General features: G+C 73.1%; 17 protein-coding genes and 4 pseudogenes. 5 read left to right on the top strand and 16 right to left on the bottom strand.

Features of this window, described 5'->3' with window-relative positions:
* Positions 1-193, bottom strand: a pseudogene (locus ACEPPI_RS36270) (hypothetical protein); the annotation flags it as partial.
* A gap of 139 nt (positions 194-332) precedes the next feature.
* Between ACEPPI_RS36270 and hemG the strand changes: the two are divergent.
* The gene (gene hemG / locus ACEPPI_RS36265) at positions 333-1,805 is read left to right on the top strand and encodes a protoporphyrinogen oxidase (protein WP_373919514.1); all 1,473 of its coding nucleotides are present in this window, start codon (positions 333-335) and stop codon (positions 1,803-1,805) included.
* A gap of 23 nt (positions 1,806-1,828) precedes the next feature.
* The gene (gene hemQ / locus ACEPPI_RS36260; protein ID WP_373919513.1) at positions 1,829-2,542 is read left to right on the top strand and encodes a hydrogen peroxide-dependent heme synthase; all 714 of its coding nucleotides are present in this window, start codon (positions 1,829-1,831) and stop codon (positions 2,540-2,542) included.
* A gap of 110 nt (positions 2,543-2,652) precedes the next feature.
* On the opposite strand, the gene ACEPPI_RS36255 is transcribed toward hemQ, so the two are convergent.
* The 15 genes and pseudogenes from ACEPPI_RS36255 to ACEPPI_RS36185 all read right to left on the bottom strand — a co-directional run bounded on the left by ACEPPI_RS36255 (position 2,653) and on the right by ACEPPI_RS36185 (position 14,417).
* Positions 2,653-4,284 (bottom strand): alpha/beta hydrolase, encoded by a 1,632-nt coding sequence (locus ACEPPI_RS36255; protein ID WP_373919512.1) that lies wholly within the window; start codon positions 4,282-4,284, stop codon positions 2,653-2,655.
* 109 nt (positions 4,285-4,393) lie between these two features.
* The gene (locus tag ACEPPI_RS36250; protein WP_373919511.1) at positions 4,394-5,512 is read right to left on the bottom strand and encodes a TIGR04222 domain-containing membrane protein; all 1,119 of its coding nucleotides are present in this window, start codon (positions 5,510-5,512) and stop codon (positions 4,394-4,396) included.
* The gene (locus tag ACEPPI_RS36245; protein WP_373919510.1) at positions 5,509-6,825 is read right to left on the bottom strand and encodes a DUF692 domain-containing protein; all 1,317 of its coding nucleotides are present in this window, start codon (positions 6,823-6,825) and stop codon (positions 5,509-5,511) included. Before ACEPPI_RS36245 ends, ACEPPI_RS36250 begins: the two co-directional genes overlap by 4 nt.
* A gap of 332 nt (positions 6,826-7,157) precedes the next feature.
* Positions 7,158-7,361 carry a hypothetical protein gene (locus tag ACEPPI_RS36240; RefSeq protein ID WP_373919508.1) on the bottom strand — a complete coding sequence of 68 codons (204 nt, stop codon included), beginning with the start codon at positions 7,359-7,361 and terminating at the stop codon, positions 7,158-7,160.
* An 81-nt stretch (positions 7,362-7,442) separates the two neighbouring features.
* On the bottom strand, positions 7,443-8,372 hold the full coding sequence (gene galE, locus ACEPPI_RS36235; protein WP_373919516.1) for a UDP-glucose 4-epimerase GalE: 930 nt from the start codon (positions 8,370-8,372) through the stop codon (positions 7,443-7,445).
* Between the two features lie 173 nt (positions 8,373-8,545).
* Complete coding sequence (gene galE / locus ACEPPI_RS36230; protein ID WP_373919507.1) at positions 8,546-9,532, bottom strand: UDP-glucose 4-epimerase GalE; 987 nt, start codon at positions 9,530-9,532, stop codon at positions 8,546-8,548.
* The gene (locus tag ACEPPI_RS36225; protein ID WP_373919506.1) at positions 9,529-10,134 is read right to left on the bottom strand and encodes a formylglycine-generating enzyme family protein; all 606 of its coding nucleotides are present in this window, start codon (positions 10,132-10,134) and stop codon (positions 9,529-9,531) included. The genes galE (ACEPPI_RS36230) and ACEPPI_RS36225 overlap by 4 nt, the downstream gene beginning before the upstream one ends.
* A gap of 38 nt (positions 10,135-10,172) precedes the next feature.
* Positions 10,173-10,430: pseudogene (locus tag ACEPPI_RS36220) on the bottom strand (SUMF1/EgtB/PvdO family nonheme iron enzyme); the annotation flags it as partial.
* Between the two features lies 1 nt (position 10,431).
* A complete protein-coding gene (locus tag ACEPPI_RS36215) occupies positions 10,432-10,644 on the bottom strand; it encodes a MoaD/ThiS family protein (protein WP_373919505.1) in 213 nt (70 codons plus the stop codon).
* Between the two features lie 168 nt (positions 10,645-10,812).
* Positions 10,813-11,229 (bottom strand): hypothetical protein, encoded by a 417-nt coding sequence (locus ACEPPI_RS36210; protein WP_373919504.1) that lies wholly within the window; start codon positions 11,227-11,229, stop codon positions 10,813-10,815.
* Positions 11,226-11,435 (bottom strand): hypothetical protein, encoded by a 210-nt coding sequence (locus ACEPPI_RS36205; RefSeq protein ID WP_373919503.1) that lies wholly within the window; start codon positions 11,433-11,435, stop codon positions 11,226-11,228. Before ACEPPI_RS36205 ends, ACEPPI_RS36210 begins: the two co-directional genes overlap by 4 nt.
* Positions 11,428-11,772 (bottom strand): hypothetical protein, encoded by a 345-nt coding sequence (locus ACEPPI_RS36200; RefSeq protein WP_373919502.1) that lies wholly within the window; start codon positions 11,770-11,772, stop codon positions 11,428-11,430. The genes ACEPPI_RS36205 and ACEPPI_RS36200 overlap by 8 nt, the downstream gene beginning before the upstream one ends.
* Positions 11,773-11,915: 143 nt before the next feature.
* Positions 11,916-13,136 (bottom strand): helix-turn-helix domain-containing protein, encoded by a 1,221-nt coding sequence (locus ACEPPI_RS36195; protein WP_373919500.1) that lies wholly within the window; start codon positions 13,134-13,136, stop codon positions 11,916-11,918.
* Between the two features lie 175 nt (positions 13,137-13,311).
* Positions 13,312-13,491 (bottom strand): annotated as a pseudogene (locus ACEPPI_RS36190) (transposase); the annotation flags it as partial.
* Between the two features lie 161 nt (positions 13,492-13,652).
* Positions 13,653-14,417, bottom strand: a complete 765-nt coding sequence (locus ACEPPI_RS36185) for an aminoacyl-tRNA hydrolase (RefSeq protein WP_373919499.1) — start codon at positions 14,415-14,417, stop codon at positions 13,653-13,655.
* A gap of 71 nt (positions 14,418-14,488) precedes the next feature.
* Between ACEPPI_RS36185 and ACEPPI_RS36180 the strand changes: the two genes are divergently transcribed.
* The 3 genes and pseudogenes from ACEPPI_RS36180 to ACEPPI_RS36170 form a co-directional block, all read left to right on the top strand.
* Entirely contained in the window at positions 14,489-15,163 is a 675-nt protein-coding gene (locus ACEPPI_RS36180; protein WP_373919498.1) for an AIM24 family protein, read from the top strand.
* Complete coding sequence (locus ACEPPI_RS36175; RefSeq protein WP_373919515.1) at positions 15,160-15,987, top strand: ATP-binding cassette domain-containing protein; 828 nt, start codon at positions 15,160-15,162, stop codon at positions 15,985-15,987. The genes ACEPPI_RS36180 and ACEPPI_RS36175 overlap by 4 nt, the downstream gene beginning before the upstream one ends.
* A pseudogene (locus ACEPPI_RS36170) lies at positions 15,984-16,224 on the top strand (ABC transporter); the annotation flags it as partial. The gene ACEPPI_RS36175 and the pseudogene ACEPPI_RS36170, both read left to right, overlap by 4 nt.

Genomic DNA, 16,224 nt, shown 5'->3' with positions numbered 1-16,224 from the left:
CCAAACACGACGCTCTTCCTATCTCGCCCGGCGCGCCCTCGCCCCGGGCCGCGGGCGCCACGGCCGCCTTGTCGGAGGACCCGCCGGAGCCGTCGGCGCCGCAGCCGGTGAGCACGAGGGCGCCGGCCAGCGACAGCGCGGCCAGCGCCGCCGCCGTACGGCGTCCGGTGTCGAACGTGTGGGTCGAGCGCATCGTCAGTACCCCCCGGGGATCGGCTGATGTCGCCGCTTCGACGTTCAGGGTGGGGCCGCGGGTTTCGTACGCACGGTTGCGGAGCAGTCCCGATGCGGTCACGTTCCGGCCTCGCCGGGGGGTCTGAGACCATGTGTCCATGCACGAAGCGGACATGCGTACGGACCGGCAGGCCCCCACCCGCCACGTCGTCGTCATCGGCGGCGGCATCGCGGGCCTCGCGGCCGCCCACCGGCTGCTCGCCGACGGCGTCCGCGTCACCCTCCTGGAGGCCGGTCCGCGCCTCGGCGGCAAGCTGTACGCGGGCGAGCTCGCCGGGGTCCCCGTCGACCTCGGCGCCGAGTCCGTCCTCGCCCGCCGCCCCGAAGCCGTGGACCTGGCCCGGGCCGTGGGGCTCGGCGACGCGCTCCAGCCGCCCGCCACCGCGACCGCCCACCTGTGGACCCGGGGCGCGCTGCGCCCGATGCCGCGCGGCCACGTCATGGGCGTGCCCGGCGACACGGCCCCGCTCGCGGCCTCCGGCGTCCTGTCCGCCGAGGGCCTCGCCCGCATCGCCGCCGACACCGGCCTCCCGCCCACGGAGGTCGGCGACGACGTGGCCGTCGGCGCGTACGTCGCCGCCCGGATGGGCCGCGAGGTCGTGGACCGGCTGGTCGAACCGCTGCTCGGCGGGGTCTACGCGGGCGACGCCTACCGGATCTCGATGCGCGCCGCCGTCCCCGCGCTCTTCGAGGCCGTGCGCACCCACCCCACGCTGACCGGGAGCGTCCGCGCGGTCCAGGCGGCGGCCGCGGAGCGGACCACCGTCATCGGCGCGGCGGCCACCGGCGCCTTCTTCGCCGGGATCTCCGGCGGCATCGGCCGACTGCCGATCGCCGTCGCCGACGCCTGCAGGGCCGCCGGGGCGCGGATCCTGACCGGCGCCGCCGTGAGCGGGATCGGCCGGACGCCCGGGGGCTGGCGGATCACGACCGCCGACGAGGTCCTCGACGCCGACGGGGTGGTCCTCGCCGTCCCGGCCGGGCCCGCCGCCCGGCTGCTCGGGGCGCTCGCCCCGGCCGCGGCCGCCGCGCTGCACGAGGTCGAGTACGCCTCCATGGCCCTGGTCACGATGGCCTTCCGGCGCTCCGACCTGCCCGCCCCGATCGCCGGGGGCGGCGCCAGCGGGTTCCTCGTACCGCCCGTCGACGGCCGGACGATCAAAGCCTCCACCTTCTCCAGCAACAAGTGGGCCTGGGCCGGAGCCGATCCGGACCTGTTCCTCCTGCGGACCTCCGTCGGCCGGCACGGCGACGAGGGCGACCTCGGGCGCGAGGACGGCGAGCTGGTCGACGTCTCCCTCACCGACCTCGGCGAGGCCGTCGGCCTCGCGGCCCGGCCGGTGGCCTCCACCGTCACCCGCTGGGACGGCGGACTGCCGCAGTACCCCGTGGGCCACCTCGCCCGGGTCGCCCGGATCCGGGCCGCCGTGGCCGAGCTGCCGGGCTTCGCCGTCTGCGGAGCCGTCTACGACGGGGTCGGGATCCCGGCCTGCGTCGCGAGCGCCGGGAAGGCCGCCGACGCGGTGACGGCCGGGATGGCCGCGATGGCCACCCCTGGCACGGACCACTGATCAGTACACGGGACAATGGACACATGACTGCACCAGAGAAGATCCCCAACGCGGGGAAGAAGGCGAAGGACCTCAACGAGGTCATCCGTTACACCCTGTGGTCCGTCTTCAAGCTGAAGGACATCCTCCCGGAGGACCGCACCGGCTTCGCCGACGAGGTCCAGGAGCTCTTCGACCAGCTGGCCGCCAAGGACATCACCGTCCGCGGCACCTACGACCTCTCCGGCCTGCGCGCCGACGCCGACATCATGGTCTGGTGGCACGCGGAGACCGCGGACGAGCTGCAGACCGCGTACAACCTCTTCCGCCGCACCAAGCTGGGCCGCGCCCTGGAGCCGGTCTGGTCGAACATGGCCCTGCACCGCCCGGCCGAGTTCAACAAGTCCCACATCCCGGCCTTCCTGGCCGACGAGGTCGCCCGCGACTACGTCAGCGTCTACCCCTTCGTGCGCTCGTACGACTGGTACCTGCTGCCCGACGAGGACCGCCGCCGCATGCTCGCCGACCACGGCAAGATGGCCCGCGGTTACCCGGACGTGCGCGCCAACACCGTGGCCTCGTTCTCGCTGGGCGACTACGAGTGGCTGCTGGCCTTCGAGGCGGACGAGCTCTACCGCATCGTCGACCTCATGCGTCACCTGCGTGCCTCCGAGGCCCGGATGCACGTCCGCGAAGAGGTGCCCTTCTACACCGGGCGCCGCAAGTCCGTCGCCGATCTGGTGGCCGGACTCGCCTAGACCTCCCCTGGGGGGAAGGTCCGGGGGACCGCTCGTGACACAAGAGCGGCCTCCGGGGATCGGGAGGCCCTGCCCCCGAATCGACGCAGCCGGAGACCCCGCCCGGAAGTTCAGACGACTGGCGGCAGCAGCGCCCTGGGAGCGCCCGCTGCCCGGTCGTCCAGCGACACCGGTGCGGGCTCCGGATGCGGCGCACACGTGACGCGCCACCCCGGGGTGGCGCCCGTGAGCAGGTACCGCTCCACCCGCCGGTCCACGCAGCCGTTGCGTCCGCCGGCCACCCCGTGGGTGCCGGCTCCCTCCTCCGTGACCAGCGAGGCCCCGCCGCCGAGCCGCCGTTGCAGCTCCAGCGCACCCGGGTACGGGGTCGCCCCGTCCCGTTCCGCCGCCACGATCAGCGTGGGGGGCAGCCGCCCCGGACCCGCCCCGACGTCGGCGGGGCGCTGCCGCCCGGCCACCGGCCAGGAGGCGCACGGCAGGTTCAGGAAGGCGTTGGCCCAGGTCTCGAAGGGCGCGCGGCGGGCCAGTTCGGTGTTGTCGCGGTCCCAGGTCTCCCAGTCGGCGGGCCACGGGGCGTCGTTGCACAGCACCGCCGTGTACACGGCGGTCGCGTTCTCCGCCTCCGCCGCCGTCCGCGGATCGCGCGCGGCCTGACGTGTCAACGGCTCCGAGTCCCCGCGCAGGAAGGCCGCCAGGGCCGCGGCCCGCTCCGGCCAGACGTCGTCGTAGTACGCCGTCTGGAGGTACGCGGCGTGCAGTTCGCCGGTCCCCACGACCCCGCCCGCGGGAGTGCGGGCCACCGTCGCGCGGACCCGCTCGTAAGCCGCCCGTACCGCCCCGGGCGTGGCACCCAGCCCGTACACGGAGTGGTGCCGGGCGGTCCAGGCGAGGAAGTCGGCCCAGCGGCGCTCGAAGGCGGGTGCCTGGGCGAGGTTGCCGAGGTACCAGATGCGGCGCGGATCGGGGTCGACGGCCGAGTCGAACACCATGCGGCGCACGTGGTCCGGGTACCGGGTCGCGTACACGGCCCCCAGGTAGGTCCCGTACGAGGCCCCCACGAAGGTCAGCCGGCGCTCGCCGAGCGCGGCCCGCAGCACGTACAGGTCACGGACGTTGTTCAGGGTCGTGTAGTGCGCGAGCGCGGCGCCGGCGTGCCGGGCGCAGCCCCGCGCGTAGGCCCGTGCGGCGGCGAGCCGCTCCCGCTTGTAGGCCGGTGGGGGCACGGCCGGGACCTGGGTGGGGCCCTGCGGCCGTTCGTCCGGGTCCTGGCAGGACAGCGGGGCCGAACGGCCCACTCCGCGCGGGGCGTAGCCGACGAGGTCGTAGGCGGCCGCGATCCGGCTCCACGCGGGGCGGCCCCCGAGCAGCGGGAAGTAGGTCCCCGACGCCCCGGGGCCGCCCGGGTTGTACACGAGCGAGCCCTGTCGGACGGCGTTCCCACGGCCGGTGGCCGGGATCCGGCTGACGGTGAGGGAGATCTGCGGGCCCCCCGGGCGGGCGTAGTCCAGCGGGACCCGCAGTGCCGCGCAGCGCACGGCCCCGGGCAGTTCCTCGGCGGCGGGGCAGGGACCGAAGCCGAGCCGGGCGGCGCCGGCCCGGCGGGCGGCCAGTTCGGCCCCGGCGTCCTCGGCGGCGGTGCGGGCGTCCCGGGGGGCGGCGGTCGCGGCGGGGGCCGGGAGGCACAGGGCGAGGGAGAGGAGCGCGGCGGCGGCTCCGTAACGGTGTGTACGCCTCGTCCGCATCGCGACCCCTTCGTCTCATCGTCCGATCCGATGAGATGTCAAGGCCGTACCGCTGTACAGGCCCGCGCCCGGGTGTCGCCGCCGCTACCCCCGGTTGCCGTACGCGGGATCAGGAACTGCTGCCGCAGCTGGAGCTGCTGCTGGAACAGCTGGAGCTGCTGCCGCCACAGCTGGAGCTGCTGCCGGAACAGCTGGAACCGCTGCTGCCACAGCTCGAACCGCTGCTGCCGCAACTCGAACCGCCGCCCCCGCAGCCGGATCCGGAGGACCCCCCGCAGCCGCTGCCCGAGGAACCGCAGCCGCCCGAACCGGTGGAGGAGCCGCCGTCGCTCGCGGCGCACCAGAACACCGGGAGGAGGTCGGCGGACGAGGTGGACGACGTGCGCGACGTGTGCGACGTGTGCGACGTCGAAGACGCGCGCGAGCCGTGCGGCCCGGTACCGGTACGCGTACGGTTCCGCGACTGGGCCGCGGCCAGCCGCGTGCTCCGTGCGGCGGGCAGCAGCTGCCGCCGCAGCTCCGGATCCCGCAGGCCCCGCAGCCCGAACAGGGCCGTCTGCACGTGCTCGGCCGGGTCGCCCGCGTACCGCGCCCGCATCCCGGCCAGCGCGGCCCGGCCCGCCGGGGTGATCCGCCGCCGGGCCCGCTTCGCGCACACGCCGCCGACGGCGATCCCGGCCAGCAGCGCGGGAAGCACCTTGAGGATGAACGGCACCTGGGGGGCTGGATCCAGGGCCCACGCCACGAAGGTCAGCGGCAGCGACACCGGCACCAGCATCCCGCACACCAGGGCCTGGACCAGCCCCCACCGCCGCAGCCCGCGCCCCGTGCCGGGCGGAGCGATCAGCCCGCGGGCCGCCAGCCCGTCCCCGGTCTCCTGGACGGACGGGTCGAGCATGGCGGCGTAGCGCACCTGGTACAGCCACCCCGAGGGTGCCTGACGCAGCGCCAGCAGCACGGCGCGCTCGGCGGGGTCCGTGGCCGGCGCCCCGGGCCGCGCCTGGACGATGCCGGGGCCGCCGCCCGCCAGCCGGCCGTCGCCCAGCAGCGAGACGAGCGCGGCGTCGACGACCGCGCCGGGACCGCCCGCCAGGAAGGCGGCCTCCGACAGGTCGTGCAGGGTGGGCGAGGTCCCGGGCACCCGGGGCCTCGCCCGGAACAGGGCGCGCAGCAGCAGCGCGCTGGAGCCGAGGACGGCGGCCCAGACGGCGATGGCGACGGCGTTCACGCGGCTCTCCCCGTCAGGGTGCGGGCCCAGCGCACGAGGCGGCCCGGCGGCCGGACCCCGGTCCGGTCCCGCCACCAGGCGGTGAGCCGGCGGCGGGCGGCCGGGTCGGCGGGCAGGTCCTGGATCAGCAGGTGCTCGGCGAAGTCCAGGGCGTCGCGGCGGTACCCGGACGTCATGGGGCGGTGGCGGGCGTAGCCGAGGAAGGCCTCGCGGTAGGAGCCGGGCCCGCCCAGGATCCCCGGCAGCTCGGGCGCGACCTTCGCGACGACCGAGGCCCGCTTGGCGGCCAGGGCCCGGGCCTGGACCCGGATCCGCTGACGGTCGAAGCCCTCGGGCACCGGGGTACCGGCGACCAGAGCCGACAGCAGGGCCGCCTGCCCGAGCCCCACGCGGGTACGGGCGGCGTCGAGCCCCCGGACACCCCCGGCACCGCCGACGGGTATCGCGGTGCCGGACGTGCCCGCGCCGGCGGGCGTGGCCCCCGGGCCGCGGCCCGCGCCACTGCCGCCGGCCGTCACCACCTCGCGGATCCGGACCAGTTCGGCGGCCAGTTCCGCCTCCGCGGGGAAGTCGTCGTCCCGCTCCAGCAGGACCCCCGGCGGGTCCACCCGCTCCCGCAGCGCCGCCAGCACGTCGAGCACCACCGGCGGAACCGGGTGCGCGTGGGTGTCGTGCCACACGCCGTCGCGCTCCACGCCCCCGGCCACGTGCACGTACGCGAGGGCCTCCAGCGGGATCCCGTCCAGCACCGCCGACGGGTCCTCGCCGCGGTTCACCCGGTTCGTGTGCAGGTTGGCCACGTCGACGAGCAGCCGTACGCCGGTCCGTTCCACCAGCTCCGTCAGGAACCGTGCCTCCGTCAGCTCCTCCCCGGGCCAGGAGACCAGCGCGGCGATGTTCTCCAGTGCCAGCGGCACCGGCAGCGCGTCCTGCGCGATCCGGACGTTCTCGCAGAGCACGTCCAGCGCGTCCCGGGTGCGCGGCACCGGCAGCAGGTGTCCGGCCTCCAGCACGGGGGAGGAAGTGCGTACGAAGGCGATGTGCTCGGTGACCAGCGGCGCCCCCAGGGCCACCGCCCGCTCCCCGAGCGCGGCCAGCTTCGCCGGATCGGGACGGTCGGCGCCGCCCAGACCCAGCGAGACCCCGTGCGGGACGACCCGCACCCCGCGCTCGCGCAGCCGCAGCAGAGACTCGGGCAGATGACCCGGGCAGACGTTCTCGGCGACGACCTCGACCCAGTCCAGGTGTTCCAGCCGCTCCACGGCGTCCGCGATCTCCGGCCGCCAGCCGATGCCCACCCCCAGGCGTGCCATGGGCTTCATGGTCCCCCTCGCCCCCTTTCGCCGGCCCCCGCCGGTGCTCACCGGCCCGCATCCGTGCCCGGCGGTCCGTATGTCCGAGTGATGGCCCCGGCGGTGCGGGGTCAACCGTGGGAAGGGGACGTTCAGAGCAACATTTGAGGTTCCCGGCGTCAGAGCCGGGCCCGCAGGGCCGGGTGGTCCGAGACCACGGTGCAGGAGCCGGGGGCGATCTCGATGACCCCCAAGGACACTCATGTACTGATTCGTGCAAGATCCAGGCGATAGTAGCGGGCCCCGGGGTCCTGGACTGCCTCTCAGGAGTATCAGGTGGTGCGAGCGGGCCTTCAGCTCGGCTGCCCACGCCAACGCGTGCTGCTGTGCGGACGGCCGCACTGCTGCGGCTCACCGGGCATGCACAGCGGCAGCGCGGGGCCGAGCTTGTTTGCGGCGTGCCGGACTTGCCCGGCGATGACGGTCCAATGCTCCTCGGTCCCCTGCTGCGCGGGCGGTGCGGGCCAGCCGAGCATGTGGTTGCCGTGAGGGTCCATCGGGCCTCCAGGGTCTGGGCGGTCGGGGGCGACGCGGGCTCTCCCGGCCGCGGGGAGGGGGCCAGTCGGGGCTGGTTCCAGCTACTCGCCCGCGCCGATCACCGCGTCGCGCTTGTCGTACCAGCGCAGGGAATCACGGATGCCGTCCTCGACGGAGTGCTCCGCCTTCCAGCCGAGGAGCTCTTGGGCGAGGTCGACGCGAGCGTAGGCGCCCGCCGAGTCGCCGGGCCTGCGGTCGGTCTCGACGGCCGTCAGCGGGGTTCCGGTGACGGCTTCGAAGGCGGTGACGAGCTCGCGGACGGTTGTCCCTCGGCCAGTGCCCAGGTTGATGACGCGGTAGGGGGCGGTGCGGGTGACGGCTTCGAACCGTTCGATGGCCTTGACGTGTGCGGCGGCGAGGTCCCAGACGTGGACGTAGTCACGGATGCCAGTCCCGTCGTGGGTGGGGTAGTCGGTCCCGGTGATGGAGAACGGTTCGCCCGCGTGGTGCATATCGATCATCTTGCCCAGGGCGTGCGTGGGCGTGCGGACCTGGAGACCGGTGCGGAGCTGAGGGTCGGCGCCGATCGGGTTGAAGTAGCGCAGCGAGACGACGTTGAGGGTTCCGGCTTCGGCGACGTCGCGCAGGATCGTCTCGAACGTCGCCTTGGTGCGGGCGTACGGGCTGAGGGTTTCGAGGGGGGACTCCTCGTCGACGGAGAAGTCTGCGGGGTCCGCCTGGTAGATGGATGCCGAGCTGCTGAAAAGGAGGTTCCGGCAGTTGTTACGCACCAGGTGCTCGAGGAACTCGATGCCTTTGGCGACGTTCTCGCGGTAGTAGCCGAGCGGGTTGGCGACCGAGTCGGGGACGACGATCAGCGCGGCGCAGTCGACGACGGTCCGGATGTCGGGGTGCTCGGTGAAAAGCCGGTTGATCAGGGTCCCATCGCTGATGTCGCCCTCGTAGAAGATGCGGCCGTCGGTGAACTCGCGGCGGCCTGTCGCGAGGTTGTCGAGGATGACGGGGGTGATGCCGTTGTCAATGCAGGCGGAGGCGATGGTGCTGCCGATGAAGCCGGCGCCCCCCCGCGATGAGTACCTTCAAGGGTTTGTTCCTCGTTCGTCGGTGCAGTAGTGCTGCCCGGTCGGGCTGGGAGGGGGCGGCGCAGAAAACTGCGCCGCCGCGGTGCTGTTGGCATGGTGCCCTACGTCAGCATGCGCGCGCGTACGGGGCGCCACTCCATCGCGTGCTGGATGGCCTCCGTGACGGTCAGCTTGGGGGACCAGACGAGGAGGCGCCTGGCGCGGCCGTTGTCCATGGTGAAACCGGCGACATCGCCTGGCCGCGCCGGTGCCTCCTTCAGACTGATGGTGTGCCCTGTGACCCCCTGGAAGGCTTGCGCCAGTTCGCGCACCGTGGTGCCGGTGCCACTGGAGATGTTGAGGGCGTGGAAGGGGATCTCGGCGGTGACCTCGTCGAAGCGCTGAAGCGCGCGCACGTGTGCGGTGGCGAGGTCCCAGACGTGGATAAAGTCGCGCAACCCTGAGCCGTCCCTCGTGGGCCAGTCGTTACCCGTGAGGGTGAACGGCGTGTCGTCCTCGGCAGCCGAGATCAGCCGGCCGAGGAGGTGGGTGGGCTTGTCGATCTGGAGGCCGGTACGGAGCAGCGGGTCGGTGCCGATCGGGTTGGCGTAGCGCATGGCGATCACTGCCAGGCCGGTGGCTGCGCTGGTGTCCTTGAGGAACGCCTCACACCCGGCCTTGGTGCGGGCGTAGGGGCTGGCCGGGTCGAGGCCGTCCCTCTCCGTCACGGTGGTGGCGGTGGACCCGTAGACGGATGCCGGCGAGGCGAACAGGATGCGCCTGCACCCGTTGCGGAGCAGGTGCTCGGTGAGGGAGATCGTGCCGCCCAGGTTCTCCCGGTAGTACCGGATCGGATCGGCGGTCGACTCGGGCACCGTGCTGAGGGCGGCACAGTGGATCACGGAGTACAGATCGGGGTGATCCTCCCAGATCCTGTCGATGAGGGCTCCATCGGCGATGTCACCCTGATAGGCCGCGCGGTGGCTGAGGTACTCGAGGCGGCCGGTGGCAAGGTTGTCGAGGATGACAGGGGTGATGCCTTCGTCGGCGCAGGCCGAGGCGATGGTCGAGCCGATGTAGCCGGCGCCGCCGGTGATCAGCACCTTCATGCGTCATCTCCCGTGGCGTCGAGGTTTCCGGCGCACCGGAACCCGGTCTGGAAGTTGCTGTACTGGGCGTTGCCGGCCAGCCGTTCCGCAGCCCGGCACTGGTAGCGGAAGTTCATCCAGCTGCCACCCCGGGCGACTCGGTAGAGGCCGGCGAGCTGGTCGTAGAGGTCGCCGTACGAGCGGTCGGGGTCGTACGGCTGGTAGATGCTCGCCGTCCACTCCATGGCGTTCCCGGCCATGTCGAGTACGCCGAACGGCGAGGCGCCGGACGGGAACGCGCCCACCGGCGTGGTGGAGGGCAGGACGGTCTCGTTGCCCTTGCGGTGCCGCTGCCACCAGCCAGCCCAGCCGGCGCCCCCGGTGATGGGGCCGCGGCTCCAGTACTCGGCGCTGTTGCAGGCGTCGGCGTCGAACTCGTTGCCCCAGGGCCACTCGAGAGCCTGCGGGCCACGGGCCGCGTACTCCCACTCAGCCTCGGTCGGCAGGCGCAGCCCCGCCCAGGCGGCATAGGCGTCGGCGTCGGTGGCGCACAGGTGTACTGCGGGGTGGTCCGGCAGGTCCCGCCAGCACGGCCCCACGGGCCGGCCGGGTATCGCCAGCACGCCCCCTCGCTTTCCTCCCAGAACTGCTCGCCGTAGACCAGGCCGAAGCCGCGTTCCTCGGCATGGGTGCGGAAGCCGGTGGCCTTCGTGAACGCGGCGTACTCGGCGTTGGTGACGAGGGTGCGGCTGATGAGGAAGGCGGGCAGCTCCACGACGGCCCGGGGCGCTTCGTCCTCGAACCAGGCGTGCGGGAGGTGCTGCTCGCTAGCGATGCGGTCCAGCTGCTGTTCGGTGGTGCCGCGTCGGAGGTAGCCGGCGGGTACCGCGATCAGGGGCTCGGTCGTCGTTGTCGTCATCTCAGCCTCCCGCCATGGCGGGAATGACCATCACGGTCTCGTCGGCGCTGATGAGGGTTTCTGCGGCGGCCCGGCCGGGGATCAGCTCGCCGCCGACGGAGACGGTGACCCAGCTGGCGACGTGCCCCTGGCCGGTGAAGACACGCTTGCGGACCGAGGGGAAGAGCTCTGCGAGACTGTCGAGGGCTTCCAGGACGTTGGTGGCGGTGACCAAAAGGGTCTTGTCGCCGCCTGTCTCTAAGGTCCAGGCTTGAGGTACTTGTACGTAAGGCACGGCAGTCCAATCGGTGGTGGTGGTTGATGGGGGCGGTGCGGCGGGTAACGCAGCGGCAGCAGACCTACGGCGCCGTCAGCCGCAGGAGCTGTGCGGCCAGACGGGGTCTTAGGGGGTGGGAGCGCCCAGCGGGCACGGTGGCGGGGGCTTCTCCCAGGGGTACAGCTCGGCCGGCCTGGAGGGAGGACGTGGCCGCGGGCACGGAGCCAGCAAGCGCATGACGATCCGGTCGTGACGGTCGAGGTAGTAGGCCCACGGCGTCTGGTCCTGGTCGATGTGGAGGTACTGGCGGGTGAACAGCGTCGCGTGCGCGTACCCGTGCTCGCCCTCCGACCACGGTGGATTCGCGGCGAGTTGCTGATGCATCCACACGGCGGCCGCCTCGGGCTTCTCGAACGTGGCCGTGATCGCTCTGGCCGGGCGCCTCAGCCAGTCGTCCGCGTCGAATGGCGCCTCGTCGTCACCTGGGACGACTCCTTGGGGACTCGTGTACGCGTACGCGTGCCAGTGCAGCTCGTTCGTCACGCCGGCTCGATGTTGTTTACTGCCGTGGTGAACTCGCGGCCGGACTTGTTGCGGATGTAGGCCAGGTCGACCAAGCGCTCGTACGCGGGAGAATCCGAGACGTCCTCAGTGACGACGGCCATCAACTTACCCTCGACGCCGGACGCGATGTCACGGACCCGCCTCCGGAGCAGACGGTGAGGCTGGTACTCGTAGTGCTCACCCACCGCAGACCTCCGACGCAGTGCCGAGGAAGCGCTCCCACCCGGCCCGGGCCTGCTTATACAGGTCCGCGCTGGGCTCGAACACAGAGGGCGGTCTGGTCGAGGAGCCGTCCAGGAGGTCCATCCCGAGCCTGTTACGGGGGAGACCGGGAGCGCTGCCACCGTGCAGGGCGTCGAGGTTGCGCCAGCCGCGGTTGGCTCGCGCGATCAGGGCCAGCGAGGGCTGACCGTACGCGCCCACGTCCGCCGGTGCGACGAACGCGGTCCCGGGAAGGCCCTCCCCCGGCTGGTCCTGGGCCTGGCGCATCGGCGTGGTTCTGCGAGGCAGGGGCTCGGTCATGGCGCGCTCCTCGGTCTGGAGGGGGCACGGCCCGGTCGGGGTCGCGTATGACCAGTGAACGCGCGACAGCGCCCCGTAACTGGCACAGGTTGTGACAGTTGCGGGACGCTGTGTAACAGGCGTGGTGTGTGTGACTGGGGAGGCTAGAGCTCGGCTCCACACCATGACGCGTACCCGATCAACGTGTCCGGGGCGCGCCGTGCCGCGTGCACGAGGCCGCTGACGGTCTCCCGCACACTGGGGTGATATTTGGCCTGCTGAGGGGCCACGGCCCGCGCCTTGAAGAGTGAGGAGAGGGCGGCGTCCGTCTTCCCGGTGGACAGCTGCGCGCGGGCGGTGTCGATCCAGAAGTGCCCGAGCCGGTCAGGGAAGTAGTCGGCCGGGGGTCGTACCTCCTTGGCGAGTTGCAGGGCTCGGCCGTGGTTGCCCAGTTCCATCTCCACGGCGGATGCATGGATGGCCACGTTGGTCGGGCCGAAGCTCTGGACGTGGGGGCCGTCGTTGCCACCTCCGGTGACCTCCCGGCCGAGCTGGTTGGCGAGCTGTCGCGCTTCGGACAGTTCTCCCCGGGCGGTGTCGGCGTCCCCACGGCGGCAGGCCAGCATGGCGGCTCTGAGACGCAGGTTCCCCGCGGAGCAAAGAGCAGGCACCTCGGCCGCCCTGACGCCGTCCTCGACGATCGTCAAGGCTCTACTGATGATGGCCTGCCCGACCTCCAGGCGGCCCGTCGAGAAGGTGGCGTAGGCGCGCATGTAGTGGTGCAGGGCCATCAGGTAGGGGTCGTTACCCCGGCCGACGGAGTAGTCCATCCGGGACAGCAGCAGCGACACGAGGTCCGAGAGGCCGAGGTTGTATGCGACGTCGTAGGCGGACCGGTAGACGTGCACGAGCATCCGGTTGGCCCGCTCCTCGGCTTCACCGGTCGCGGTCTGCGAGACCTGCACCAGCTCGTCGATCAGCGACGGCGCCATGGAAACGATCTTCGCGTAGTTGGATGCGCGCCGGGCTTCGAGGACCAGGCGGACGTCGGCACCGATTTCCGACATGCCGCGGACGGCAACCTCATCCAGGGGCAAATCCCAGTTGTCCAGGGAGGCCCGCAGGTCAGCCAAGGGGCCGTCGAGGCGGTCGTGGGCGTGGTCGGTCGCGTAAGGCTGCCCGGTGAAGGTGGTGACGGGGACGCCCAGGGCGCGGGCGACAGCGGCGACCAGGGGGCCCGAGGCGGGGCGCCTTCCCTGTTCGACCTTCACGAGGAGGCTGTACGAGATGTTCGCCTTGGTGGCGAGCTGCGTCTGGGTGAGCCGGCACAGTCTCCGGTACGCGGCGATGCGCGTACCCGTGCCAGCGACAGGGTTCTGGGGCATTCTGTCTTTGCTCCGTCCTGCGTAGTAGGCCTACTGGGACGGTACTCGCCGCCGGGTGGCGGGTGAACGGAAAGAGCCCTGACCGGTTGCCGGTTGGGGCTCCCGTTCGTGAGCGCGCGAAGACGCCCCCTCCCGCCCGGAGGCGGACGCTGTTGGCAAAGTCCGTCCCGCTGGTCTATCCGGCGGGACGGAGTGCTGCGAATGGGGAGATGCGGGTGGGGGCCAGCGGTGTGCCGGTGAGCCAGGCATCGAGGCGGGTGAAGTTGATCGCGGCGCCGGTGAGGTGGTGCTGAAGTTGCGTCTTGGCCAGCCCGCGGTAACGGGATCTGCGCAGGCCGAAGGCTTTGACGCCTTGGACGCCGTGCGGATGTCATGGCCCGGACGGGATCGGGCCAACCACCGTAAGGGGACGTTCAGAGCAACATTTGAGGTTCCCGTCTGGGCCGCACCGGTACGGCGGCCCTCAGTGCCGGTCGCCGGCCGCGGGCCGGCGTCCGGGTAGCAGGGCGCGCCGGTTCACAGCCGGGCCCGCAGGGCCGGGTGGTCGGCCGCGACCGTGCAGCTGCCCGGGGCGATCTCGGTGAACCCGGCGTCGCGCACCACCGGCAGCCCGCTCCCGCTGAGCGCGGCCCACCGCTCGCGCGCGGCGGTGCGCACGGCCAGCCGGAAACCGGACTCCCGCCACGCGTCCCGCTCGGCCGGCGTCAGTTCCCACCAGGCCAGCTGCGCCGCGTGCCCGGCCTGGGCCATCGCCTTCCCGGCCGACATGTCGAGGTCCGGGTTCAGCCACAGCACCGGCAGCTCCGCGGCGTCGGGGGCCGCCGGTGCTGCGCTCGCCGGATCGGGGTCGTCCAGGTCGGTGCCCGAAACCTGCAGCTTGGCCAGCTCCTTGGGCCATCCGTCGAGCGGCACCGGCGGGAAGACCCGGACCTCGGCCCGCTCGCCGTGCACCGTGACGCCCGGCAGGGTCCCCGCCTTGCGCCACTCCGCCCCGCGCGCCCGCCGCACCACCTTGCGGATCCGGGCGTCCTGCCAGTCGCGCACGGCCTCGGCCCACTCGCCCTCGCCGTGCGCCCGTTCGTCCGTCAGCAGCACCAGGACCGCGCGGGCCGCCGTCTCCAGCGCGTCGGTCCGGGCCGGCGGGTCCGTCTTCTCGATCCGCACGACCAGCGGCAGGACGAACTGCGGCGCCTCGTCGCGTGCCGCGTGTCCCTGCCGGAACGGGCTGTCCGCGCCGACGGCGGGTACCTCTGAGGTCTTGGGTGCGTCCTTCGTGCTCATCCGCCCAAGGATGCCAGCCTCCGCCTGTAGGAGGATGTCCCGGGTATGTGCTCCGGGCGAGGATCGGGGCCATGCAGAGTGATCTTTTCGCGTCCGAGAACCTGGCCCGACCGGCCACCGCACCGGGCATGACCCTCCAGAACGCCAAGTCCGTCAAGTACGCCGTCAACGGCGAGATGCTGGCCCGTCAGGGCTCGATGGTCGCCTTCCGCGGCGACCTCCGGTTCGAGCGCAAGGGCCAGGGCATAGGCGGCATGCTCAAGCGCGCCGTCACCGGCGAGGGGCTCGCGCTGATGTCCGTACGCGGGCAGGGCGAGGCCTGGTTCGCCCACGAGGCGGGCAACTGCTTCATCATCGACTTCGAGCCGGGCGACGCCTTCACCATCAACGGGCGCAACGTCCTGTGCTTCGACCCGACGCTGTCCTACGAGATAAGGATGGTGAAGGGCGCCGGGATGACCGGCGGCGGCCTCTTCAACAGCCTCTTCACCGGTACCGGCAAGCTCGCCGTCGTCTGCGACGGCCACCCGATCATCATCCCGGTGACCCCGCAGGCACCGGTGTACGTGGACACGGACGCGGTCGTCGGCTGGAGCGCCTCCCTGGACACCGGGCTGCACCGCTCCCAGTCGGTCGGCTCGATGATCCGCGGCGGCTCCGGCGAGGCCGTCCAGCTCAGGCTGAGCGGCGAGGGCTTCGTCGTCGTGCGGCCGAGCGAGGTCACCGAATCGGCGGCGGGTCACTGAAAGTCACCGGAGTGGGCCGCCGCTACGGACGGCGGCGGCCCTGGGTGCTGCGCGGGGTCGCCCTGGAACTCCCGCCCGGGGCCCTGGTCCGCATCGAGGGCGGCAACGGCGGCGGCAAGTCCACCCTGCTGCGGATCCTCGCCGGCGTCGACACCCCCACGGAGGGCCGCGTCGCGGGCCGCCCGCGCCGGACCGCCTACGTTCCCGAACGCTTCCCGCCGGCCCTGCCCCTGACGGCCGGTTCCTACCTGACCCACCTGGGCCGGGTGCACGGCCTGACCGGCGCGGAGGCGGCCCGCCGGGCGGCCGCGGGACTGGAGCGGTTCGGCGCCGCCGCGTACGCCCGCACCCCGCTGCCCGAACTGTCGAAGGGGACCAGCCAGAAGGTGGCCGTCGCCCAGGCGCTGCTCGCCGGGCCGGGGCTGCTCGTCCTCGACGAGGCGTGGACCGGGCTGGACGCCCCGGCCCGCGCCGAGCTGGACCGGGCCGTCACCGAACGCACCGCGGCCGGAGGCACGGTGGTCTTCGTCGACCACGACCCGGCGCGCCTCGCGGGCCGGCCGGACGCCCACCACCGGATCGAGGCCGGCGCCCTGGTCCCGGTCACCGCCGCCGTCCCGGCCGGGGCGGCGCGTCCGGTGCCCATGCGCATCCACGCCGTCGGCCCGCCCGGAGCCGTCCCGCCCCCCGGCATGGCCGCCGTGCCCGCCCCCGGCGGCGGGCTCCTGCTGACGGTGGACGCGGACCGCTGCGACGCCGTACTGCGCGAGCTGCTCACGGCCCGGCCGCCCTGGCACATCCGCGCCGTGGAGGAACTGCGATGACCGCCCTGCTGCGTTACCAGGCGGCGCTGCTGCTGCGCTCGCAGCGCTGGATCGCCCCGCTCGTCGTCTACGCCGCCTTCGTGGCCGTCGGCATCCGGCCCGGCGACCGAGCCCTGGACTCCCTCGGCTACGCCGCCGCCGGGCTGGTCCCGCAGACGGCCTGGCTGGTGCGGATCTGCGTGAGCGCCGAGCCCCCGGCGGCCCGTGCCTGCGCCGCGGCCGCGGCGGGGGCGGCGC

Source organism: Streptomyces sp. AB3(2024) (assembly GCF_041862025.1).
GTDB lineage: Bacteria > Actinomycetota > Actinomycetes > Streptomycetales > Streptomycetaceae > Streptomyces.
This window is presented reverse-complemented; position numbering and strand designations above follow the sequence as displayed.

What these genes read in the sequence shown, in the direction of transcription:
- galE (WP_373919507.1), bottom strand. Translation starts at nt 9,532, where the DNA reads ATGAAGGTGCTGATCACCGGCGGCGCCGGCTACATCGGCTCGACCATC.
- ACEPPI_RS36255 (WP_373919512.1), bottom strand. Translation starts at nt 4,284, where the DNA reads ATGCGGACGAGGCGTACACACCGTTACGGAGCCGCCGCCGCGCTCCTC.
- hemQ (WP_373919513.1), top strand. Translation starts at nt 1,829, where the DNA reads ATGACTGCACCAGAGAAGATCCCCAACGCGGGGAAGAAGGCGAAGGAC.
- ACEPPI_RS36245 (WP_373919510.1), bottom strand. Translation starts at nt 6,825, where the DNA reads ATGGCACGCCTGGGGGTGGGCATCGGCTGGCGGCCGGAGATCGCGGAC.
- hemG (WP_373919514.1), top strand. Translation starts at nt 333, where the DNA reads ATGCACGAAGCGGACATGCGTACGGACCGGCAGGCCCCCACCCGCCAC.
- ACEPPI_RS36195 (WP_373919500.1), bottom strand. Translation starts at nt 13,136, where the DNA reads ATGCCCCAGAACCCTGTCGCTGGCACGGGTACGCGCATCGCCGCGTAC.
- ACEPPI_RS36200 (WP_373919502.1), bottom strand. Translation starts at nt 11,772, where the DNA reads ATGACCGAGCCCCTGCCTCGCAGAACCACGCCGATGCGCCAGGCCCAG.
- ACEPPI_RS36185 (WP_373919499.1), bottom strand. Translation starts at nt 14,417, where the DNA reads ATGAGCACGAAGGACGCACCCAAGACCTCAGAGGTACCCGCCGTCGGC.
- ACEPPI_RS36180 (WP_373919498.1), top strand. Translation starts at nt 14,489, where the DNA reads ATGCAGAGTGATCTTTTCGCGTCCGAGAACCTGGCCCGACCGGCCACC.
- ACEPPI_RS36240 (WP_373919508.1), bottom strand. Translation starts at nt 7,361, where the DNA reads ATGGACCCTCACGGCAACCACATGCTCGGCTGGCCCGCACCGCCCGCG.